The sequence below is a fragment of the Shinella sp. GW821-FHT10F02 genome (assembly GCF_058809275.1).
In genome coordinates this window covers 155,576-177,772 of sequence record NZ_JBXASL010000009.1, presented here as the reverse complement: position 1 = coordinate 177,772, position 22,197 = coordinate 155,576, and the positions used below count along the sequence as shown (strand labels likewise).

The window sequence follows — 22,197 nt, the reverse complement described above, 5'->3', positions numbered from 1 at the left end:
CGGATCGGTGCCAAAATCGATCGATCTCGCGCCGACCGTTGCCCTGAATCGTCCTAGTTTCTCCCCGTTGCCCCCGAAAACGGAAAGAAACCATGACGACATCACGCTTCATGGCGGCCTTCGCCGCCGCGCTCTCCCTTTGCCCGCAGGCCGGCTTGTCGGCCGATTTCAACGTTACCAGCGCCGCCTTCTCCTCCGGCGCCGTGCAGCCGGAACAGTTTGCCGACAGCATGGGCTGCACTGGCGGCAACATCTCGCCGGATATCCGCTGGTCGAACGCACCGGCAGGGACCAAAAGCTTCGTCGTAACGATCTACGACAAGGATGCGCCGACCGGCTCCGGCTGGTGGCACTGGGTTGTCATCGACCTGCCTGCCGACGCAAACTCGCTTGCTGCGGGTGCCGGCAACGGCAAGGCTGCGCTGCCGCACAGCACGCGCATGACGCCAACGGACATGGGCACACCCGGCTTTCTCGGAGCCTGCCCGCCGGAGGGGCCGGAGCATGACTACACGATCACAGTAAAGGCGCTCGGCATCGAGAGGCTGCCGGTGCCGGACGACGCCACGCCCGCCATGGTCGGCTTTGTCAGCAACATGAACACGCTTGCCACCGCAACAATCTCCGCCAAGGGCAAGCGCTGATAGGCCAGCCTTTTGTCTTCGTTTGTCTTTTCGGGAAAACCGGTTCCCATTTTTCCCTGACAAACTCCATGTCCTTGCCCGGGCCTAGCCAACGGGGGTAGGCTCGGGCGGGACGACAGGATGGAACCGGATGAACATCGCCATACGCCCGGAAATCGGCGCTTCTGCCCGCATCGTGCAGTATAATCGGCTGCGTTATGCCAACATCCTGATCACCCGCCCTCTTCTCATCCTCGTCGAACACGGCACCAAGATCCTGCGCGCCGGCGAAGAGGAATGGGGCGTTCCGGCCGGCGGCTGCATCGCGCTCGCCCAAGGCGAGACGTTCGACGTGATCAATGCCGCGGATGGTGCGAGCGCCTATGTCGCGCGCTGGATCGCCTTCGAACCGGAAACCGTGGCCGCCTTTGCCGCAACACCGGGCAAAGGCCGCCCTTTCGAGCGCGCCTTCACGATCGACCACCCGCATCGCGGCTTTCAGGACGCCTTTGCGGATTGCGCGCAGGCAATCACGGAACCCGCCAGCATCCCCGTCGAAATTGCCCGCCACCGGCTTTCAGAACTGCTGCTTTGGCTCGATCTCGCGGGAGGGCGTTTCGTTGCGCCGAAGCCCGCGGGCGTCAGCGACCGTGTGCGCGCTATCCTCTCCGCAGAACCGCACGCGAATTGGACAAGCGTCGATCTGTGCCGGGCGCTGAATGTCAGCGAGGCGACGCTGCGGCGAAAGCTTGCTGCCGAAAGATGGTCTTTTCAGTCGCTGCTGATCGATGTGCGCATGTCGCTTGCCATGCAGCTCCTGCAATCGACGGAGCTTTCCGTCCTCAGCATTGCGCAAACCGTCGGCTACGAATCGCAATCGCGGTTTGCCACGCGCTTCCGAGCCCGCTTCGGCTTCCCGCCGAGCGCGATCCGCGGGCACATGAGGCCCGACCCGAAAATCAGCGCCGCTTCTTCGCCTTGCTGGCGAACGGATTGTCCGACGCCTTGAAGTGGATGCGGATCGGCACGCCGGGCAGGTTGAAGTCGTTGCGCAGGCCGTTCGTCAGGTAGCGGATATAGGATTCCGGCAGCGCATCGGGGCGCGTGCAGGAGATCATGAAGCCCGGCGGGCGGGCTTTCACCTGCGTCATGTATTTCAGCTTCAGGCGGCGGCCGGAGACGGCCGGTGGCGGATGCTGGATCTGTTGCGCATCGAGCCAGCGGTTGAGCTTGGCGGTTGAGATGCGGCGGTTCCAGGTACGGTCCGTATCGATGACAGCCTGCATCAGCTTATCGAGGCCGCGGCCGGTCTGACCGGAGACCGGCACGGCGCGGATGCCGCGTGCCTGCGGCAGCAGCCGGTCGGTTTTTTCGCGAAGCTCCGCGAGCACGGCCTGCGGATCGTCGATCAGGTCCCACTTGTTGAAGGCGAGCACGGCGGCGCGGCCCTCGCGCAGCACGAAATCGACGATCTGCAAATCCTGCTTTTCGAAGGGGATCGTCGCATCGAACATGATGACCACGGTCTCGGCAAAGCGGATGGCGCGCAGGCCATCGGCGACGGAGAGCTTTTCCAGCTTCTCCTGCACGCGCGCCTTGCGCCGCATGCCGGCCGTGTCGAACATTTTTATCGTGCGGCCTTTCCAGTCCCATTCGACGGAGATCGAATCGCGCGTGATGCCAGCCTCCGGGCCGGTCAAGAGCCGGTCCTCACCAAGGAAGCGATTGATCAGCGTCGATTTTCCGGCGTTCGGGCGGCCGACGATGGCGACGCGCAGCGGCTTCGTCTCGTCATATTCCGGTTCGAAATCCTCGTCCTGCTCCGCGCCTTCGGCAGCGGCTTCCGCGCGCACGTCGACATCGGTTTCGGCCTCGTCGTCCTCGGGATAGGCGCGCTCCTCACCGATCGCGGCAACGATCGCGTCGCGCAGGTCCAGCATGCCCTGGCCGTGTTCGGCAGAGATCGGCGTCGGCTCGCCGAGGCCGAGCGTGTAGGAATCGTAGAAGCCGCCGTCGGAACCGCGGGCTTCCGACTTGTTGGCGACGAGCACGACCGGCTTGCCCTTGCGGCGCAGCATGTCGGCAAGCGCCGTATCGACGGGCGTCAGACCCGTCTTGGCATCGACGACGAAGAGCGAAAGGTCCGCCTCGTCGATCGCCGCTTCCGTTTGCGCCCGCATGCGGCCCTGCAACGTCTCGGGCGCGGCTTCTTCGAGGCCGGCGGTGTCGATGATGCGGAACTTCAGGTCGATGAGGCGCGCATCGCCGGGGCGGCGGTCACGGGTGACGCCGGGCGTGTCGTCGACGAGCGCGAGCTTCTTGCCGACGAGCCTGTTGAACAGGGTGGACTTGCCGACATTGGGGCGTCCGACAATGGCGACGGTAAAGCTCATGATGTGTTCCGTTTCGGTGACCGGCGAAGGCCGGTTTAGGAGGACAGCTTGCCGCTTGCAGCAATCAGGTCAAGCAGCATCTGCGCGCGGTTGGCGACGTTGCGCGGGCTTTCGCTGTCGGCGAGGATCGCGTCGAACCATTCCTTGGCGCGGGCGTAGTCCTCGTGTTTGTAGGCGGAGAGGCCGAGAACCTCGCGGGCCGAGTGGCGCAGCGCGCTCTGCGGCGTGGCGAGCTGTTCGGCCTCGGCGGAAACCTGGTCATAGGTGCCGGTATCGACGAGCAGGTAGGCGGCGCGGAGGCGCGCTGCGTCGCGCAGCGCCTGCGGCACCGAGGTGTCCTTGGAAATCGCGGTGAAGGCGCTGACGGCGCCTGCGGCATCCGTCGTCGCCAGGAGCGAGGCGGAGCGCATGCGGGCGAGCACCGGATAGGAGCCGAAACCATCCTTTTCCAGCGCGGTCAGCGCGGCAAGCGCTTCCTCGTTCTTGCCTTCGCGGGCAAGCGTGAGGGCGGCAAGGAAGCTGTCGCCGGCGGCGGATGCCTCGCTGTCGCGCCAGTAATCGTAGCTCACCTTGCCGATCGTGCCGAGAACGACCAGCACGGCGATGCCGATGAGGATACGACCAAAACGCCTCCAGACCAGACGCATCTGGTCGGAGCGGAGTTCATCGTTGACCTCGCGGATAAAGCTGTCGTCCTGATTTACCATTCCCTGCCCGGCTCTTGCTGACGATTGGAGTTTGCGCCTTCTACTCCATTTTGGCCGCAAAGTAAGGGGGCAGGCGCGAAAAGCCCGGGATCAGCGCGCCGATCACGCCATCGGCGCGACGCCGATCACCCACTCGTGAAGCCAGAAGACGATGACGACATAGAGCGCGAGGCCGACGACGACGGCAATCAGGTCGTTTTTCGCCGAGACGAAGACCGGCAGTTTCGTCTCGCCGGCGGCAATGCGCTTCTTCAGCGATATGCGCAGAATGACCGCCCATGCGAGGATCGTCACGAAGAGCAGCACCGAATAGCTTTCGCCGTTCGCCAAGAGATGGGCGAGCGCCCAGATCTTGATGGCGACGAGGATCGGGAACTTCAGCTTCGTGCGGATATGGCCGGCCGGCAGGAAGCCGGCGACGAGACAGATCGTGGCGATCAGCATCAGCGTCAGCGCGATATGCGCCATGAAGGTCGGCGGATAATAAAGCATCGCGCCGCCATTCGCCCGCGCCTCGACAAAGCCGTAGGCGATGAGGACGAGGCTTGCGAGCGACAGGATGCCGTGCAGCGCCATCCAGACGGGCTTGCCGAGCGCTGCGATGCCGGCATTGCGCAGGCCGGGCGCGAAGGGCCGGATGAGATGGGTGACGATGAAGAGAACGAGACCGGCGATGAGCAACGTCATGGAAATGTCCCTGGAAAAAAGGCGGCGCGTGGCCGATCCCGTCTGGAATAGCCGTCAAGGCCGGACAATTCCAGCCCGATCAAAGGATTGCCGCATTCGGAAACCATGACAGACCCTTTGCAAATTGCCGCAGGTGCCCATGTCTTTCGCAATATCGTCCCGAATCCTCCCTTCCCTTCTCGCCGCCGGCTTCATCGCAGGCCCGGCGCTTGCCAAGGACGACACGATCGGGACGCCGAAGCGCAAGCAGCTCGTCATCGTCTCCTTCGACGGCGCGCATGACAATCTTCTGTGGGAGAAGAGCCGCGCCATGGCGAAACGCACCGGCGCGCATTTCACCTATTTCCTCTCCTGCACCTTCCTCTTCCCGAAAGACGAGCGCGCCAAATACCAGGCGCCACATGAAAAACGCGGCCGCTCCAATGTCGGCTTTGCGCCGGACCGGGAGGACACGATCCTGCGGCTCGGCGAAATCTGGCTGGCGAAACTGGAAGGCCACGATATCGGCAGCCACGGCTGCGGCCATTTCGACGGCGGCAAGTGGAGCGCGGACGACTGGAAGGCCGAATTCGCCTTCTTCCACGAGGCGCTGAAGAACGGCTGGCAGAATGCCGGCGTCGGCGAGCGCGAGCCCGCGGACTGGCAGCGCTTCGTGAAGGAAGACATCAAGGGCTTTCGCGCGCCCTATCTTTCCGCCGGCAATGGGCTGGTCAAGGCGCTGGAGGCCAACGGCTTCACCTACGACGCCAGCCTCGTCTCGAAAGGGCCGGCCATGCCGGTGGCAAGCGGCACGCTCGCCCGCTTCGCCCTGCCCCTTGTCCCGGAAGGCGACGCACAGCGCCCCGTCATCGCCATGGACTACAATCTCTACGTCCGCCATTCCAAGGGCAAGGAGAAGCCGGAGAAGAGCGCCGCCTTCGAGGAAAGCACGCTAAAGGCCTATCGCGACGCCTTTGCCAAACAATATGACGGCGAGCGCATCCCCCTCCAGCTCGGCTTCCACTTCGTCGAGATGAACGCCGGCGCCTATTGGCGCGCACTCGACCGCTTCCTGACGGAGACCTGCGGAGAAAAGGACGTCGCCTGCGTCAGCTATGTCGAGGCGATGGACATTCTCGCAAAAGAAAAAAGGGCGACTGGCGCCGCCCTCTAGGTCTTGATTATCCGGGCAGACGCCGATCAGGCGGGCTCGGCGTCTTCCTCCGTCTGGCGTGCCAGGTAACGCTGGTCGATCTCCGGCAGCGGCTTGTCGTCGATCGCTGCCTCGAAGGCCTTCAGACGTTTGTGGATCGACAGCAACTCGACGATCGTCGACCAGTAGTTCACGAGATACTGGAAGGAATTGCTGACCTCGCCAAAGGCGGTGGCGATCTGCTGCCAGGTGCCCATGGTGATGCGGCCGGCCACGATGGTCGGGATCAGGATGAAGTTCAGGAAGATTGCGTCGAGCTGGCCATAGCCGAAGCGCGCCACGTTGAAGTAGCAATAGTGCCAGTACATGCGGAAATAGTTGCGCCGCACGTTGGAGAAGAGCTCGCGCACGCTGACGGGATCGGCGCGGTCCGCATGGTCCTCGCCATAGACGAGCTCCTTACGATAGGCCGCCTCGACGCGCTGGTTGCGGAATTGCAGGCCCGGCAGCTTGATGCCGGCGACGGCCAGCAGCACCGTACCGAACAGCGACCAGCCGATCGCCAGCCAGAATAGCGAATGCGGCACGGCGCCGAGTATCGGCAGGTCGCCGACGAATTCCGACATGCGGAACAGCAGCGGCAGGAACACCACCAGCGTCATGATCGAGTTGATGAAGGTGACGCCCAGCCCTTCGAGGATATTGGCAAAGCGCATCGTGTCTTCCTGCACACGCTGCGAGGCGCCTTCGATGTGGCGCAGCTTCGGCCACATGGACATGTAGTAGTCGTTCATGGCGGTGCGCCAGCGGAAGACATAGTGGTTGGTGAAGAACGCCGTGATCACGTTGAGCGCCACGCCGACCATGCCGATTTCCAGGAAGCGCAGCTGTAACGAGAAGAGCTGCTCGGCCGTGACGTTGCCCTGTTTCGAGAGCGCGCCCTGGAACAGGTCGAAGAACGGCCCGCGCCAGTTGTTGAGCGCCACCGATACCTGGACGGAGAAATAGGCGATAAAGATGATGAAGGCGGAGCCCCAGATCGACCAGTTCGTCCAGGGATGATCGCGCGCGATCACCTTCCAGGCGAGGCCGAAGATCAGCACGAAGATCGTGAAGTAGAGGTAGAACCAGAGGTTATCCGGCGAAACGAAATAGGCGAGGCCGATCGCGGCCTTCTCGTTCGGGCCGAGCGGCGGCAGGCCGATCGCGGCGCCGATTTGCGGCCCCACCGTATACCAGACGGCGATACACACGGCGGCCCAGAGGATGCCGGAGGTAAAGAACAACTTCGGCTGCGGGAAGAAGGAGTGGAACAAGGTGCGAAACTCTCGTTTGCATAGGGCGGCAGCGCCGCCGGTTCGCGCAGAACCTAGAGGAGTTTGCGCATCGCAACAATCGTTCGCGGCTTGTATTACCGAGATTTAATGGAAAGCGCCCCACCCGCGACGGTGATGGCGGCGGCCAGAAGCAGCGTGCCGGCGGCAGCAAGGCTCGGCAGCACGTAGCTTCCCGTGCGTGCCGCTAGAAAGCCCGCGCCGAGCGGCCCGAGGATTTGCCCGACGCCGAACGCGGCCGTCATCAGCGCCAGCACACGGCGCGGGCTTTCGCTGGCGAGTACCCGGCCGAGCTGCAAGCCATAGGCCGTGATGACGATGAAGGTGAGGCCGAGCAGCGCGCCGCCGATGAGCGCCGAGGCCGGAAAGGGCAGCGTGACCGTGACCGCGACGCCGACCATCTCCACGAGGAGCGCCGCAAGATAGGCCCTCGCCACGCCGTAGCGCCGCTCCATCGGCTTCCAGACCATGAGGGAGATTGCCGCGCAAGCGCCGGTGACGAGCCAGGTGAGGCATTCGAGCAGCGGGCTTTGCGCGCCCTCCCGCGCAATGGCGACGATGAAGGTGGCCGTCACGACATAGCCGATGCCGAACAGTCCATAGCTTACCGTCAGCGCCACCATGGGCCGGGTCCAGACGATCGGCGGCTCGCGCACCGCCGCTGCACCGCCCACCGAGCGCGGCAGCAGCACTATGACGACGGCAAGGCCGATGGCACCGAGCACGGCGCCGGCAAGCCAGTCGACGCGCCAGGGGGCAATCGTCGAGACGTGAATGAGCGACAGCAGGTAGACGAGCACGGCCGACACCGCGATGCCGATGCCGACGCCGGAAAAATGCGCCATCTGCACGCGCGGATCCCGATGCGCGAGGCCGACGGAAAGCACGATGCCGGTGGTGAAGATCAAGGCAAAGGCGCTGGCGAGCCCCGCAAGGAAGCGCACGACGGAAAGCGCGGCCACCCCGGACAGCAGGCCCATGGCGAGGAGCAGCAGAACCGTCGCGACAAGCGAGCCGAGCGCCAGGCGCCGCTCGATACCAGCCGCCCAGCCATAGGCGGCGAGCACCGCGCCGAGCAGGTAACCCGCAAAATTCGCCGCCGCGATGATGCCGGCATCGGCGGCGTTGAGCCCGAGGCCGGCCATCATGCCGGGCAGCACGGGCGTATAGAAGAAGCGGCCGAGCCCCATGGCGACGGCCATGGCGAGCGCGCCGGCAATGGCCGCCCGGACGGGTTCGCGCGACAGGACGTGCGTACTTTGTGTCATCGTCATGCCGCGACCATTGCACTGCAACATGAGACCGGCAAACGACAATTATTGATCGACGGATCAGCGCCGCTGAAGGCTTAACCTGGCAGCGTCACGACAATTGGCCCGCTGCGGGTGGCGACGACCGTGTGCTCGAACTGCACCGTCGGCGCGCTCGGCTCGCTGTAGAGCGTCCACTCGTCCTTCGTGCCGCTTTCCGCCCAGTTGGCGCCGAGCGACAGGAATGGCTCGACGGTGAAGACGAGGCCGTCCGTCATGCGGCGCTTTTCCTGCGGATCGGGCCAGGTGGCGATTTCCGTCGGCTCCTCGTGCAGCGAGCGGCCGACGCCATGGCTCGCGAGGTTCGCGATCAGCGTATAGCGGTTCTTGCGCGCGAATTCGCCGATGGCCTTGCCGACCTCGGCAAGCGGCTTGCCGGCCTTCACTTCCTTGAGGCCGACCCAGAGCGCCCGCTTGCCATCGCGGCAGAGACGCTCCACGGCCGGCGTCGAGCGCCCGACGGTGAAGGAGGCACCGGTATCGGCGAAATAGCCGTCGAGCTCGGCGGAAACGTCGATGTTGATGAGGTCGCCCTGCTTGATCACCCGGTCGCCCGGAATGCCGTGCGCCACCTCTTCATTGATGCTGATGCAGGTGGCGCCCGGGAACTTGTAGCAGCTCTCCGGTGCCGAAACTGCGCCCGCCGCCTCCAGCATGCGCCGGCCGATCAGGTCCAGTTCGGCGGTGGTCATGCCCGGCTGGATGGAGGTCGACATGTGCTGGAGCACATTGGCGCAAATCCGCCCGATCGCCTTCAGGCCGTTGAGGTCTTCATCGTTTTCCAGGGTCATCGCATCTCTCTTTCGCGGGCGGTCTTATCACGCCCGCGGGTGCTTGTCAGGCCGAAGCGGCCGCCGGCGCCTCCGCCAGCATCTCGCGCACCAGCGGCGCGACCTTCGTGCCGTAAAGCTCGATGCCACGCATGATCTTGTCATGCGGCATCTGGCCGATCGCCATCTGGAGCAGGAAGCGGTCGTTCTGGAAAATCCGCTGATGGGCAGCGATCTTCGTCGCCACCGTCTCCGGATCGCCGAGGAAGAGATGCCCCGTCGGGCCGGTCGACTGGTCGAACTGCGCCCGGCTCGTCGGCCCCCAGCCACGCTCGCGGCCGATGCGGTTCATCACCTCCGCCTGCGGGCCGTAGAAGGCATCGGCCGCAGCCTCCGTCGTGTCGGCGATGAAGCCGTGCACGTTGATGCTGGTCTTCAGCTTCGCCTCGTCCTGCCCGGCGCGGCGCGCGGCCTCGCGGTAGAGATCGAAAAGCGGCGCATACCGCGACGGCGTGCCACCGATGATGGCAAGCGCCAAAGGCAGGCCATAGGCGCCCGCGCGGGCAACCGATTGCGGCGTGCCGCCGACGGCGATCCAGATCGGCAACCTGCCATGCGCCGGGCGCGGATAGACACCAAGCCCCGGCAGTGGCGGCCGCATCGTGCCGTTCCACGAGACCTTTTCGCTCTCGTTCAGCGCCAGCAGCAGGTCCAGCTTCTCCTCGAAGAGTTGGTCGTAATCATCGAGCGCATAGCCGAAGAGCGGGAAGGATTCGATGAAGGAGCCGCGCCCCGCCATGATCTCCGCCCGGCCGCCCGAAATGAGGTCGACGGTCGAATATTGCTGGAACACCCGCACCGGATCGTCCGACGACAGCACCGTCACGGCGCTCGTCAGCCGGATGTTCTTCGTCCGCGCGGCAGCCGCCGCCAGCACGACGGCGGGCGCGGACGCCGCATAATCCGGCCGGTGATGTTCGCCCAGCCCGAAGACATCGAGCCCCACCTGGTCGGCAAGCTCGATCTCTTCCAGCAGGTTCTTCAGCCGCCGCTCCCCTTCCCGCCCCTTGTCGGCGGCATTGGGATCGACGTCGGCGAATGTGTAGAGGCCAAGTTCCATGGGAGTTTCCGGACGAGAGGGATTTGACCCGAGATATGTCCCGCGGCGGCGGTTTGAAAGGGCGCATCGGGAAACAGTGTGTTTACCGATAGGGAACGGGGCGGTTACCCGCCCCGTTCGTCCGTTCAGAGCTTCGAGGCAACCTCTTCGAGCTGCGTGGCAACCTGCCCCCAGCCTTCATGGAAGCCCATCTTTTCATGCGCCTCGGCGTCCTCGACATTCCAGTGGCGCGCGATGGCCGTGTAGCGGGTCTGGCCGTTGCCGAGGTCGTCAAACAGGATTTCCGCGCTGAAGAAGGCCTTTTCCGTCGGCTTCCAGTCCGGGCCGAAGGCATCCGTGGTGATGATGCGCTTGTCCTTCTCCACCTTCAGGAACACGCCGGTGCTGTCCATGTGGAAGCCGTCCGGGCCGGTCATGACGGTGCGGAACTTGCCGCCATCACGCGGCTCCATGTCCACCAGCGCCAGCGCATAGGGCTTCGGCATGAACCACTCCTTCAGGATCTCCGGCGTCGTCCAGGCCTTGAAGAGCTGGGCGGGCGTGGCATTCAGCACGCGGGTCAGCACCAGTTCGCGGTTGTTGGCGGGCTTGATTTCGTTGGTCTCGGTCATGGTCCGTTTCCTCTTTGGGTGTGATCGGTTGGTTCGTATCAAGGACGGCCGGCGGGCGGCAGAACCGACATCGACGCCGGATTATTTTTCCGCATTCGCCATCTCGCGCTGCACGCTGTCGAGGTGCTGGCGGATATGGGCCGCCTCGGCCGGCGTGGTGGCGAGCGCAATCGCCCGGTCGAAGGCCTCATGTGCCTCGCGGTAGCGGCCGAGTTGCTTCAGAAGGCCGCCGCGCAGGCCATGGAAATAGAAATAGCCATTGAGCTTTTCGGCCAGCGGCTCGACCAGCGCCAGCGCCGCCTCCGGCCCCTCGCGCTTGGAGACGGCGACCGCCCGGTTGAGCCGCACCACCGGCGAGGGCTGCAGGCGTTCGAGCGTCTGGTAGAGCAGGTCGATCTGCAACCAGTCCGTCTCCGCCGCCGTTTTGGCGCGGGCGTGAAGGGCCGCGATCGCCGCCTGGATCTGGAAGGCGCCCGGCGTGCGATGGCGGATCGCCTTGTCGATCAGCACCAGCGCCTCGTCGATCAGCCCGCGATCCCAGAGCGAACGGTCCTGGTCTTCGAGCAGCACGATCTGACCCTGCTTGTCGAAGCGCGCATCGAGCCGCGAATGCTGGATGAGGATCAGCGCCGTCAGCCCCATGATCTCCGGCTCGGAGGGGAAAAGCGTGAGCAGCAGCCGGCAAAGCCGGATCGCCTCCGCACAGAACGGCGCATCCGCCCGCTCCGGCACGCCGGCCGAATAACCCTCGTTGAAGACGAGATAGATCATCGCCGCGACGATGCCGAGCCGTTCGGCCCGCGCCACCGCATCGGGCGTCTCGAAGGGAATGCCGGCTGCCCCCACCTTCGCCTTTGCCCGGGTGATGCGCTGCTCCATCGCCGCTTCCGAAACGAGGAAGGCCCGCGCGATCTGCTTCACCGAAAGGCCGGAGACGATGCGCAGTGCCAGCGCGATCTGCTGCGTCGCCGGCAGATCCGGATGACAGCAGACGAAGAGCAGGCGCAGGATATCGTCGCGGTAATGCGCGCCGTCCAGCCTATCCGCGAGGTCGCTTTCGGTATCCTCCAGATCGGACAGAACCTCTTCGGGCGGAAGCGGCTGGTGCTTGGCGCGTTTGCGCACCTGGTCGATGCCGCTGTTGCGGCCGACGAAGATCAGCCATGCTGCCGGATCGCGCGGCGGGCCTTTTTCGGGCCAGTTTTTCAGCGCGCGAAGGCAGGCCTCCTGAAAAGCCTCCTCCGCAAGGTCGAGGTTGCGGAAGTAGCGCAGAAGCGCCCCCATGGCCTGCGGCCGTGCCGATGTCAGCGCCAGGTCGATCCAGGCAAGCTCTGTCATTTTATGGGACCTCCCGGATTGAAGAACTGCAACGGCCGGATTTCATAGGTGCCGTTTGCCGGATTGGCGGCGGAAAGCTCGCGCGCAAAGGTGATCGCCTCCTCCAGCGTTTCCACCTGGATGACGAAGAAGCCGAGGAACTGTTCCTTGGTTTCGGCAAAAGGCCCGTCCATGACGATATCGTCCGTCGCGCCCTTGCGCACCGTGACCGCCGCCGTGGTCGGCATCAGCCGCGCGACCGGACCGAGCTTCCCGGCCTCCGCATAGCGGTGGTTGACGGCACCGAGATCCGCCATGACCTTGTCGTCCAGCTCCTTGCTCCAGGCGCTGACTTCACTTTCGCTATCATAACAAAGAACGGCATACAGCATGGTGAACTCCCGTTGGTTGGAAGACGTAGAAGTAGCGTCTCAACCGACAGGGCGGAACGGAATATTTTTGATTTTTGGACGGAATGGTGCCGCGCAACGCGCGACCGCGGCGAAGAACCTCAGTTCAACCGCGACCCGAGAGCGACCGGCCGCTGGGTTTTCTTCATGAGTGCCTTGAAGACATGGTAGCGGCGCCGGCCCGCCTCCTTGGCCTGGTAGAGCGCAAGATCCGACTGCTCCAGCAACTGCTCGAACGGCGCCTTGCCGTAAGCGACGCCCACGGAAGCACCGATGTTGATGCCGCCGATATTCACATCCTGCTTGGTCGCCTCCGCCGCCTCCACGACCACTTCGGCGAAATCCTGCGCATGGCCGAGCGACGTGTTGTCGAGGATGACGATGAATTCATCGCCGCCGGTACGCGCCGCAAAACCGCTGACGGAAACGACGGCCGTCATCAGCCGGGCGGAAAACGCCCGCAGCACCTGATCGCCCACCTCGTGGCCGAGGCGATCGTTGACGTCCTTGAAGTGGTCGAGGTCGATATGCAGCACGGCAATGGGCACCGTCCGGGGCGATCCGCGCGCGGCCAGGAACCGCTCCAGGCCGCGCCGGTTCGGCAGGCCGGAAAGGAAATCGTGCAGGGCAGAATGCTCCAGCAGCCGGTGGCTCTCCTCCAGCTGCTCGGCGCGGCGCATCAGCTCTTCCTGCATCATCACATCGGCGGTGACATCCCATTCCGCGCCGATGAAGAAGGGCGTTCCGTCCTGGTTTTCGTAATAATGGGCGCGCGAACGCACGTGGCGCATCTGGCCGTCCGGCAGCAGGATGCGGAATTGCGAGGAATAGCCGCTCTTGTTTTCTATGGCCCGATCAAAATCGGCGCAGGCGCGCTCGCGGTCGCCGGGATGGACATGATCGATCCAGGTGACGACCGAACCGAATTCAACGCCGTAGAGATCACAAAGCCGCTTGTCCCAGACCACCGCGTCGGTGACGAGATTGTGCTCCCATATGCCCATCTGCGACGCTTCGAGCGCAAGCGCCAGCTTGCGGTAGAGCAGCCGAAACTCTTCCGCAGATTCATTGGGGAGCTGAACTGGCTCCAATGCTCGCTCCTCTACGCCAATGGCCTCGGAACGATGGCGGCACGCTCATCCGTGATGGCAGCCTCTCCTAACCCTTATCGTCCCCACACCCCGAGCCTACCGCACGTTTCTCAACATCCCGTTGCCGGCTTTCGCTAAAATCGAATATTTCGGGGTGGTTCATGGGCATGCCGGCAGGGGTGTCGCGCCGGTTTACGCGTCGCTCAGCGTCCGCCGCACCGCGTCCTTCCAGCCCTTGATCTTCGTGGCCCGCGTCTTCTCGTCCATCTTCGGCTCGAAGCGCGTATCGCGCGCCCAGGACTTGGCGAAACCCTTGCGATCCGGCCAGACACCGGCGCGCTGCCCGGCAAGCCAGGCCGCACCGAGCGCCGTCGTCTCCAGGATCGTCGGGCGGTCCACCGGCGCGTCCAGGATGTCGGCGAGGCGCTGCATGGTCCAGTCGGAGGCGACCATGCCGCCGTCGACGCGCAGCACGGTTTCCTTGCCGTTGGCCTTCCAGTCCTTGTGCATGGCGTCGAGCAGGTCGCGCGTCTGGTAGCAGACGGCCTCCAGTGCCGCGCGGGCGAATTCCGCGGGGCCGGTGTTGCGCGTCATTCCGTAGATCGCGGCGCGCGCTTCCGGGTCCCAGTGCGGCGCGCCAAGCCCCGTGAAGGCCGGCACGAGATAGACGTTCTGCGTCGGATCGGCCCGTGCCGCGAGATCGCCGGTATGGGGGGCGGCCTTGATGACCTTCAGCCCGTCGCGCAGCCATTGCACGGCGGCCCCCGCGATGAAGATCGAGCCCTCCAGCGCATAGGTCGTCTCGCCGTCGAGGCGGTAGGCGATGGTGGTGAGCAGGCGGTTCTTCGAGCGCACCATGTCGGCGCCGGTGTTGAGCAAAGCGAAGCAGCCGGTGCCGTAGGTGGATTTCATCATGCCCGGCTCGAAGCAGGCCTGGCCGATGGTGGCGGCCTGCTGGTCGCCGGCAACGCCGAGGATCGGGATTTCCGCGCCGAACAGACCCTTCTCCGTTACGCCGAAATCGGCCGCGCAATCCAGCACCTCCGGCAGCATGGCTTTTGGCACGCGCAGGATGTCGAGCAGCTCGTTGTCCCAGTCGTTGGCCGCGATGTTGTACATCAGCGTGCGGCTGGCATTGGTGGCATCGGTGACATGCGACTTGCCACCCGTCAGCCGCCAGATCAGGAACGTGTCGATCGTGCCGAAGCAGAGGTCGCCCTTGGCGCCCCGCGCCCGCGCACCCTTCACGTTGGAGAGCATCCACGACAGTTTCGTGCCGGAGAAATAGGGGTCGAGCAGCAGGCCTGTCTTCTTGGTAAAGGTCTTTTCGAGGTCCTGCTTCTTCAGCTTCTCGCAATAGGAGGCGGTGCGACGGTCCTGCCAGACGATGGCATTGTGGATGGGTTTGCCGCTCTCGCGCTCCCACACGACGACCGTCTCGCGCTGGTTGGTGATGCCGATGGCGGAAATGTCGGAAGCCTTGACCTCGGCCTTCTTCAGCGCGGCCTTGACCGACCAGACGACGCTGTCCCAGATCTCTTCCGGATCGTGCTCGACCCAGCCGGATTGCGGAAAGATCTGCGTGAATTCCTTCTGGCCGGACCCGACGACCTTCTGTTTGCCGTCGAAGACGATCGCCCGGCTCGAGGTCGTGCCCTGATCGATCGCGAGAACATATCCGCCCATGCTTGCCTCCCAGCTGAAGGTCGCTCCCAGACCCTTCGGAATCTTCAATACGACATCAAAACGAATGTCAAAGGAAAATAAAACGCAAATCGCGTTACCCGCCCCACGCCACTCTACAGCGCGGAAAACGCAATTGTCATCGCGTTGTTTTTAGGCGTAGGCTGACGCGAAGCAGCATATCGGGAGTTGAAAAGCATGAAGAGTGTCGTCGTAACCGGCTCCACCAGCGGCATCGGCCTCGCCATCGCCACCGCCTTTGCGGAAAGTGGCGCCAATGTCGTCATCAACGGTTTTGGCGCGGCCGACGAGATCGAGGCGGCCCGCGCGAAGCTCGACGGCCTCGGCAAGGGCCGTGTCATCTACCACCCGGCCGATATGACCAAGCCGCACGAAATCTCCGACCTCATCCAGACGGCCGTGGAACAGTTCGACGGCGTCGATATCCTCGTCAACAATGCCGGCATTCAGCATGTCGAGAAGATCGAGGACTTTCCGCCGGAAAAGTGGGACCAGATCATCGCGATCAACCTGTCGAGCTCCTTCCACACCATCCGCAACGCCATTCCGCACATGAAGCGCAAGGGTTTTGGCCGCATCATCAACGTAGCCTCCGCGCACGGCCTCGTCGCCTCGCCGTTCAAGGCCGCCTATGTCGCGGCGAAACATGGTATCATGGGCCTCACGAAGACCGTGGCGCTGGAAGTGGCCGAAAACGGCATTACCGCCAACGCGATCTGCCCCGGCTACGTGCTGACGCCGCTCGTCGAAAAGCAGATCCCCGATACGGCGAAGGCGCGCGGCATCAGCGAAGCGCAGGTGAAATCCGACGTCATGCTGAAATTCCAGCCGACCAAGGAATTCGTCGGCGTCGACGAGGTGGCGGCCATCGCGCTTTTCCTCGCGTCCGATGCGGCAAAATCGATCAACGGCACCCATATATCCGTCGATGGCGGCTGGACCGCCCAATAAGGATAAAGATGCACACGGACACCGGCAGCATCCGCTTCATCCTGAATGGCGAGGATATCACGCTCCGCCATGTGCCGCCGACGGGCACCCTGCTCGACTGGCTGCGGCTCAGCCGCCGCCTCACCGGCACGAAGGAAGGCTGCGCGGAGGGCGACTGCGGCGCCTGCACCGTGCTGGTCGGTCGCGTGGTCGAGGGCCGGCTTGCCTATGAGAGCGTCAACGCCTGTATCCGCCTGCTGGGCTCGATGAACGCGACCCATGTCGTGACCGTTGAGTATCTGGCGGGTGCGGATGGGCTGCTGCATCCCGTGCAGCAGGCGATGGTGGACTATCACGGCTCGCAATGCGGCTTCTGTACGCCCGGTTTCGTCATGTCGCTGTACGGACTTTGGCTTGCCGATCCGGCGCCGGACCGCGCGCGTATCGAAAAGGCGCTGCAAGGCAACCTCTGTCGCTGCACCGGCTACGAACCGATCGTCCGCGCGGCCGAGGCGATTGCGGAGGCACGGCCGAGCGCCGTGTTCGACCCCATCGAGCGCACGCGGGCGGCGGTGCTGGCGAAGCTTACGGCCATGGCGCCGGCGAAAACCATCCGCATCAGCGACGGCGACGGCCGGGTGATCGTTCCCGCCTCGCTCGACGATCTCGCCGGCATTCTGGCGGAGGAGCCGAAGGCGACCGTCGTCGCCGGCTCCACCGATGTCGGCCTCTGGATCACGAAACAGTTCCGCGACCTCAACCCCGTCGTCTTCATCAATCACCTCGCCGAGCTGCAATCGATCGAGGAGACGGCGGACGGCGTGCGCATCGGCGCCGGCGTCACATATAGCCAGGCCTTCGACGCGCTCTGTCGTTTGATCCCGGCGCTCCGCCCGCTGATCGACCGCATCGGCGGCGAGCAGGTGCGCAACATGGGCACGATCGGCGGCAACATCGCCAACGGCTCCCCCATCGGCGACACCCCGCCGCCGCTGATCGCGCTCAGTGCGACGCTCACCCTGCGCTCCAAAGACGGCCGGCGCGACCTGCCGCTCGAAAGCTACTTCATCGACTACGGCAAGCAGGACCGCCGCGCCGGCGAGTTCGTCGAAAGCCTCTTCGTGCCCGCCCTTCCCGCGAACACCCACTTCGCCGTCTACAAGATCACGAAGCGCCGCGACGAGGACATTTCCGCACTGTGCGGCGCCTTCCGCATAACACTTTCGCCGGACGGCACCGTCACCGACGCCCGCCTCTGCTTCGGCGGCATGGCCGGCACGCCGAAGCGGGCGAGCAATGTCGAGGCTGCACTGATCGGCAGGCCCTGGACGGAAGCCACCATCGACGCCGCTCGTGACGCCTTCGACGCGGACTACAAGCCGCTGACCGATTGGCGCGCGACGGCCGACTACCGCATGCTGGCGGCCAAGAACCTGCTGACGCGGTTCTATCTCGAAACCTCCGGCGAAATCGCGCAGGTGCAGCGGTTCGAGGAGGTGGCGTGATGCTAGCTGATGCGGTGAAATTGCCCCTCACCCTAACCCTCTCCCCGCAAGCGGGGAGAGGGAACGTGGCCCACGCCACGCTTTTGGATGGGAAAACGGCGCGGCATATCCCCTTCGCCCCGCTTGCGGGTAGAAGGTGGCCGGCAGGCCGGATGAGGGGCGAGCCCCTCGGAAGGAGGTAATAGGATGGACCAGTCCACCTTCGAAGACCGCAAGACCATCTCCGCGCCCATGCACGCATCGCTGCGCCACGATTCGGCGCACAAGCACGTCACCGGCAGGGCCGATTACATCGACGACATGCCGGAGCCCGAGGGCACGCTGCATGCGGCGCTCGGCATGAGCGACCGGGCGCATGCCGACATTCTCGCCGTCGATCTTTCCGCCGTGAAGGCCTGTCCCGGCGTCGTGCTGGTCCTGACCGGCGCCGACATGCCCGGCGTCAACGACATCAGCCCCTCCGGCCGCCATGACGAGCCGGTGCTGGCGGAGGGCAAGGTCGAGTTTCACGGCCAGGCGATCTTCTGTGTCATCGCCGAGACCCGCGACATTGCGCGCCGCGCCGCGCGGCTGGCGAAGATCGACTACCGCGACCTGCCGCACTGGACCGACGTCACGGACACACTCGCCCACGGCGCGGCCCTCGTCACCGAGCCGCTGACGCTGAAGCGCGGTGATGCGCAGGCCGCGCTGGAAACGGCGCCGCGCCGCTTGAAGGGCCAGATGCGCGTCGGCGGGCAGGATCATTTTTATCTCGAAGGCCATATCGCGCTCGCCATTCCCGGCGAAGACGACGAGGTCACCGTCTGGTCCTCCACCCAGCATCCAAGCGAGGTGCAGCACATGGTGGGCCATGTGCTCGGCGTGCCCTCCAATGCCGTGACCGTGCAGGTGCGCCGCATGGGCGGCGGTTTCGGCGGCAAGGAAACGCAGTCCAACCAGTTCGCCGCGCTTGCCGCTGTTGCCGCAAAGAAGCTGAACCGCGCCGTCAAATTCCGCCCGGACCGCGACGAGGACATGACGGCGACCGGCAAGCGGCACGATTTCCTCGTCGACTACGAGGCGGGCTATGACGATGACGGCCGCATCCAGGCGGTAAAGGCGAACTATGCCGCGCGTTGCGGCTATTCTTCCGACCTCTCCGGCCCTGTAACGGACCGGGCGCTCTTCCATGCGGACAATGCCTATTTCTACCCGCACGTCCTGCTCACCTCGCAGCCGCTGAAGACGCACACTGTCTCCAACACCGCCTTCCGCGGTTTCGGCGGGCCGCAGGGATTGGTCGGCGGCGAGCGCATCATCGAGGAGATCGCCTATGCGCTGGGCAAGGACCCGCTGGAGGTGCGCAAGGCCAATTTCTACGGCCTGCCCGGCTCCGACCGCGTGCTGACGCCCTATCACCAGACGGTCGAGGACAACATCATCCACCGCATCGTGGACGAGCTGGAAACCTCGTCCGACTATCAGGCGCGTCGCCAGAAAATCCTCGCCTTCAACGAGACGAGCCGCGTCATCCGCAAGGGCATTGCGCTGACGCCGGTCAAATTCGGCATCTCCTTTACCGCGACCTGGTACAATCAGGCGGGCGCGCTGGTGCATGTCTACCAGGATGGCTCGATCCACCTGAACCATGGCGGCACGGAGATGGGCCAGGGCCTGTTCACCAAGGTCGCGCAGGTGCTCGCCGATGCCTTCCAGGTCGATATTTCGCGGGTGAAAATCACCGCGACGACGACGGCCAAGGTGCCAAACACGTCGGCCACCGCCGCCTCCTCCGGCTCGGACCTGAACGGCATGGCGGCCTATGACGCCGCGCGCCAGATCAAGCAGCGACTCGTCGCCTTCGCCGTTGAAAAATGGGGCGTGGCGCCGGAAGACGTCGCCTTCGTGCCGCATCATGTGCGCGTCGGCGATGCGCTCATCCCGTTTCCGGATTTCGTCAAGCAGGCCTATATGGCGCGCGTGCAGCTTTCCGCCGCCGGCTTCTACAAGACGCCGAAAATCCACTGGGACCGGGCGAAGGGCATGGGCACGCCCTTCTATTATTTCGCCTATGGCGCTTCGGTCTCGGAAGTCTCGATCGACACGCTGATCGGCGAATATCTCGTCGACCGCGTCGATATCCTGCACGATGTCGGCCGCTCGCTGAACCCGGCGATCGACAAGGGCCAGGTCGAGGGCGCCTTCGTGCAGGGCATGGGGTGGCTGACGACCGAGGAACTGTGGTGGGACGGCAAGGGCCGGCTGCGCACGCACGCCCCTTCGACCTACAAGATCCCGCTTGCCTCCGACCGCCCGAAAATCTTCAACGTCAAGCTCGCCGAATGGGCGGAAGCGGCCGAGCCCACGATCGGCCGCTCCAAGGCCGTCGGCGAACCGCCCTTCATGCTGGCGGTCTCCGTTCTGGAGGCGCTTTCCATGGCCGTCGCCAGCACCGCCGGCTATCGCCAATGCCCGAAACTCGATGCGCCGGCCACGCCGGAACGCGTGCTGATGGCCATAGAGCGCCTGAAAGCCCGCAAAGAAGGATGAAATGAACTTTCTGCAGGATAGTCTTGAGGGCTTTCTGGCCCGGGAACACCGTGTCGTCATCGTCGAAGTCACCGCCGTCAAAGGCTCCGCACCGCGCGACGAAGGCACGTTCATGCTGGTGGCGCCGACCGAAATCCACGGCACCGTCGGCGGCGGCCAGCTCGAACATATGGCGATCGAGAACGCGCGAAAGATGCTAGGCAGCGCCGGTGGCGAAGCAACGCTCGACATCCCCCTCGGCCCCGATATCGGCCAATGCTGCGGCGGCCGCGTCGAGCTCACCTTCGCCTTTGCCGACGAGGCGGCGCGCGCGGCACTCGACAAGCGCGTGGCGGACGAGGAACGGCGCAAGCCGCAGGTCTGGGTGTTCGGCGCCGGCCATGTCGGCCGGGCGCTCGCCGAGGCGTTGACGCTGTTGCCGCTCAAGGTCTTCGCCGTGGAAGCGCGCGAAACCGAGCTCAACCAGCTGACCTCGGAGGTTCACCGCCGCATGGTCGCCATGCCGGAATCGCTGATCGCGGATATTCCCGCGGGCTCCGCCGTGGTGATCGTCACGCATGACCACGCCCTCGACTTCCTGATCGGGCAGGAAGCGCTCAAGCGCACCGACCTGGCCTATATCGGCATGGTCGGCTCCAAGTCGAAGCGCGGCGCCTTCGTCCACCATCTGGAGGAACAGGGCGTGGATCGCGCGGAAGCCGACCGGCTGGTCCTGCCGATCGGCGGCACGACAGTCGATGACAAGCGCCCGGAGGTCATCGCCGCAATGACCGCCTCCGAAGTGCTGCTCGCATTCGCCGCCTGGCGCAACAAATCGGCTTAGCGTCCGTCGAGAAATCCGAGGTCGCGCTTCATGTAATCGGACAGCGCGCGCGGGTCGAGCCTCGGGACGCGATCTCTCTTCTTCCTGCGAAAGACGAGAGAGAGCTTATACAAAAAGCCTCGCCTGCGGAATTCCAGCGCGCTCATCGGCGCGTCTTCGGTGATGCATGTCATTGGGAGAACCTCGTAAATTCTTTTCCATTGCTTGCAGGGTGCGCCGAAAGGTGATGAAATTCCAATCGAACCTTTGTCTGCATGCATGAAGAGAACTTGGCCATGAAGATGTCGCGCAACTTTCCGCTGAATGCGCTCCGCGTCTTCGAGGCCGCCGCGCGGCATGCGAGCTTCACCCGTGCCGGCGACGAGCTCGGCATGACGCAGACCGCCGTCAGCTACCAAGTCAAGCTCTTGGAAGAGACGTTGGGCGAGACGCTGTTCCTGCGCCAGCCGCGGCAGGTGATGCTGAGCGAGGCCGGCGAACGGCTCGCGCCCAAGGTCGCCGAAGGGCTCGCCAAGCTCGCGGAGGCGGTGGCGGACCTGCGCGGGGCGGCGGAGCAGAAGCTGCACATCCACTCGACGCCCACCTTCGCCACACAATGGCTGAGCCGCACGCTCGGCGATTTCCAGCTCAAACATCCCAACATCGCCGTCAGGCTTTCCACCTCACAGGAGGTGATCGACTTTTCCAGGGAGGAGGCGGATGTCTCGATCCGCTGGGGCAAGGGCGACTGGCCGGGCCTCGAATGCCACCGCGTCATGCGCATGGACTTCGGGCCGATGCTGAGCCCGGCGCTGGCAGAGACGATCGGCGGCGTGCATGAGCCGGCCGATCTCCTGAAACTGCCGATCATCAGCGCACCGGATATCTGGTGGCCCCTCTGGTTTTCGGCCGCCGGCATCGACAATCCGGGCCTGGAACGCTATCCCCGCAACGAACTCGGCGTGCAGACGATCGACGCGCAGGTGGCGATGGCCGGCCAGGGGGTGGCGATCCTCAATCCCGGCCATTTCCGGGCGGAGGTCGCCGCCGGCCTGCTCTACCAGCCGTTCACGCTCACCTGCAACGACGGCCGCGACTACTGGCTGGCCTACCCGGAAAACCGCCGCAACATTTTGAAGATCCGCGCGTTTCGCGAGTGGATTCTGGCGACGCTGCCGACAGAGGCGTAAGGTGGCTCGCACCAAGAGCCTGGAAGTGG

The 22,197-nt window shown here is 64.6% G+C and carries 21 protein-coding genes; 8 read left to right on the top strand and 13 right to left on the bottom strand.

The features are described from left to right. The first annotated feature begins 92 nt into the window (after positions 1–92). The gene (locus tag AC1RWL_RS26440; RefSeq protein WP_493096483.1) at positions 93–644 is read left to right on the top strand and encodes a YbhB/YbcL family Raf kinase inhibitor-like protein; all 552 of its coding nucleotides are present in this window, start codon (positions 93–95) and stop codon (positions 642–644) included. A gap of 130 nt (positions 645–774) precedes the next feature. Continuing rightward, the gene (locus tag AC1RWL_RS26435; RefSeq protein WP_493096484.1) at positions 775–1,632 is read left to right on the top strand and encodes an AraC family transcriptional regulator; all 858 of its coding nucleotides are present in this window, start codon (positions 775–777) and stop codon (positions 1,630–1,632) included. On the opposite strand, the gene der is transcribed toward AC1RWL_RS26435, so the two are convergent. The 3 genes from der to AC1RWL_RS26420 all read right to left on the bottom strand — a co-directional run bounded on the left by der (position 1,583) and on the right by AC1RWL_RS26420 (position 4,410). Next, positions 1,583–3,016 (bottom strand): ribosome biogenesis GTPase Der, encoded by a 1,434-nt coding sequence (der, locus tag AC1RWL_RS26430; protein WP_256117600.1) that lies wholly within the window; start codon positions 3,014–3,016, stop codon positions 1,583–1,585. The genes AC1RWL_RS26435 and der overlap by 50 nt on opposite strands. Before the next feature lie 35 nt (positions 3,017–3,051). Next, positions 3,052–3,723 (bottom strand): tetratricopeptide repeat protein, encoded by a 672-nt coding sequence (locus AC1RWL_RS26425; RefSeq protein WP_256117602.1) that lies wholly within the window; start codon positions 3,721–3,723, stop codon positions 3,052–3,054. Between the two features lie 102 nt (positions 3,724–3,825). After that, a complete protein-coding gene (locus AC1RWL_RS26420) occupies positions 3,826–4,410 on the bottom strand; it encodes an NnrU family protein (RefSeq protein WP_493096485.1) in 585 nt (194 codons plus the stop codon). Positions 4,411–4,549: 139 nt separating this feature from the next. Here AC1RWL_RS26420 and AC1RWL_RS26415 point away from each other — a divergent pair, with 139 nt between their 5' ends. Then, positions 4,550–5,563, top strand: a complete 1,014-nt coding sequence (locus tag AC1RWL_RS26415; RefSeq protein WP_493096486.1) for a polysaccharide deacetylase family protein — start codon at positions 4,550–4,552, stop codon at positions 5,561–5,563. Between the two features lie 26 nt (positions 5,564–5,589). On the opposite strand, the gene sbmA is transcribed toward AC1RWL_RS26415, so the two are convergent. From sbmA to glpK, 9 genes are all read right to left on the bottom strand, one after another. Beyond that, the gene (gene sbmA / locus AC1RWL_RS26410) at positions 5,590–6,858 is read right to left on the bottom strand and encodes a peptide antibiotic transporter SbmA (protein ID WP_256117604.1); all 1,269 of its coding nucleotides are present in this window, start codon (positions 6,856–6,858) and stop codon (positions 5,590–5,592) included. Positions 6,859–6,953: 95 nt separating this feature from the next. Further along, entirely contained in the window at positions 6,954–8,144 is a 1,191-nt protein-coding gene (locus tag AC1RWL_RS26405) for a YbfB/YjiJ family MFS transporter (protein WP_493096487.1), read from the bottom strand. A gap of 80 nt (positions 8,145–8,224) precedes the next feature. Beyond that, on the bottom strand, positions 8,225–8,977 hold the full coding sequence (gene map, locus AC1RWL_RS26400) for a type I methionyl aminopeptidase (protein WP_256117608.1): 753 nt from the start codon (positions 8,975–8,977) through the stop codon (positions 8,225–8,227). Between the two features lie 46 nt (positions 8,978–9,023). Further along, positions 9,024–10,076: an LLM class flavin-dependent oxidoreductase gene (locus AC1RWL_RS26395; protein ID WP_493096488.1), complete on the bottom strand. Its 1,053-nt coding sequence runs from the start codon at positions 10,074–10,076 to the stop codon at positions 9,024–9,026. Between the two features lie 125 nt (positions 10,077–10,201). Continuing rightward, a complete protein-coding gene (locus AC1RWL_RS26390; RefSeq protein WP_435267810.1) occupies positions 10,202–10,687 on the bottom strand; it encodes an SRPBCC family protein in 486 nt (161 codons plus the stop codon). Between the two features lie 81 nt (positions 10,688–10,768). Further along, a complete protein-coding gene (locus AC1RWL_RS26385; protein WP_493096489.1) occupies positions 10,769–12,025 on the bottom strand; it encodes an RNA polymerase sigma factor in 1,257 nt (418 codons plus the stop codon). Beyond that, on the bottom strand, positions 12,022–12,396 hold the full coding sequence (locus AC1RWL_RS26380; RefSeq protein WP_493096490.1) for a YciI family protein: 375 nt from the start codon (positions 12,394–12,396) through the stop codon (positions 12,022–12,024). The genes AC1RWL_RS26385 and AC1RWL_RS26380 overlap by 4 nt, the downstream gene beginning before the upstream one ends. Positions 12,397–12,515: 119 nt before the next feature. Next, positions 12,516–13,505, bottom strand: a complete 990-nt coding sequence (locus tag AC1RWL_RS26375) for a sensor domain-containing diguanylate cyclase (RefSeq protein WP_493096491.1) — start codon at positions 13,503–13,505, stop codon at positions 12,516–12,518. Between the two features lie 192 nt (positions 13,506–13,697). Beyond that, a complete protein-coding gene (gene glpK / locus AC1RWL_RS26370; protein WP_493096492.1) occupies positions 13,698–15,191 on the bottom strand; it encodes a glycerol kinase GlpK in 1,494 nt (497 codons plus the stop codon). Between the two features lie 195 nt (positions 15,192–15,386). On the opposite strand from glpK, the gene AC1RWL_RS26365 reads away from it, so the two are divergent. The 4 genes from AC1RWL_RS26365 to xdhC all read left to right on the top strand — a co-directional run bounded on the left by AC1RWL_RS26365 (position 15,387) and on the right by xdhC (position 20,999). Next, positions 15,387–16,160 carry a 3-hydroxybutyrate dehydrogenase gene (locus tag AC1RWL_RS26365; protein ID WP_493096493.1) on the top strand — a complete coding sequence of 258 codons (774 nt, stop codon included), beginning with the start codon at positions 15,387–15,389 and terminating at the stop codon, positions 16,158–16,160. An 8-nt stretch (positions 16,161–16,168) separates the two neighbouring features. Beyond that, positions 16,169–17,644: a xanthine dehydrogenase small subunit gene (xdhA, locus tag AC1RWL_RS26360; protein ID WP_493096494.1), complete on the top strand. Its 1,476-nt coding sequence runs from the start codon at positions 16,169–16,171 to the stop codon at positions 17,642–17,644. A 186-nt stretch (positions 17,645–17,830) separates the two neighbouring features. Beyond that, positions 17,831–20,176, top strand: a complete 2,346-nt coding sequence (gene xdhB, locus AC1RWL_RS26355) for a xanthine dehydrogenase molybdopterin binding subunit (protein ID WP_493096495.1) — start codon at positions 17,831–17,833, stop codon at positions 20,174–20,176. Between the two features lies 1 nt (position 20,177). Continuing rightward, positions 20,178–20,999, top strand: coding sequence for a xanthine dehydrogenase accessory protein XdhC (xdhC, locus tag AC1RWL_RS26350; RefSeq protein ID WP_493096496.1), 822 nt, complete (start codon positions 20,178–20,180; stop codon positions 20,997–20,999). On the opposite strand, the gene AC1RWL_RS26345 is transcribed toward xdhC, so the two are convergent. Further along, entirely contained in the window at positions 20,996–21,172 is a 177-nt protein-coding gene (locus AC1RWL_RS26345) for a hypothetical protein (protein ID WP_493096497.1), read from the bottom strand. The genes xdhC and AC1RWL_RS26345 overlap by 4 nt on opposite strands. 102 nt (positions 21,173–21,274) lie before the next feature. Here AC1RWL_RS26345 and AC1RWL_RS26340 point away from each other — a divergent pair, with 102 nt between their 5' ends. Continuing rightward, the gene (locus AC1RWL_RS26340) at positions 21,275–22,168 is read left to right on the top strand and encodes a LysR substrate-binding domain-containing protein (protein ID WP_256117627.1); all 894 of its coding nucleotides are present in this window, start codon (positions 21,275–21,277) and stop codon (positions 22,166–22,168) included. The last annotated feature ends 29 nt before the right edge of the window (positions 22,169–22,197 follow it).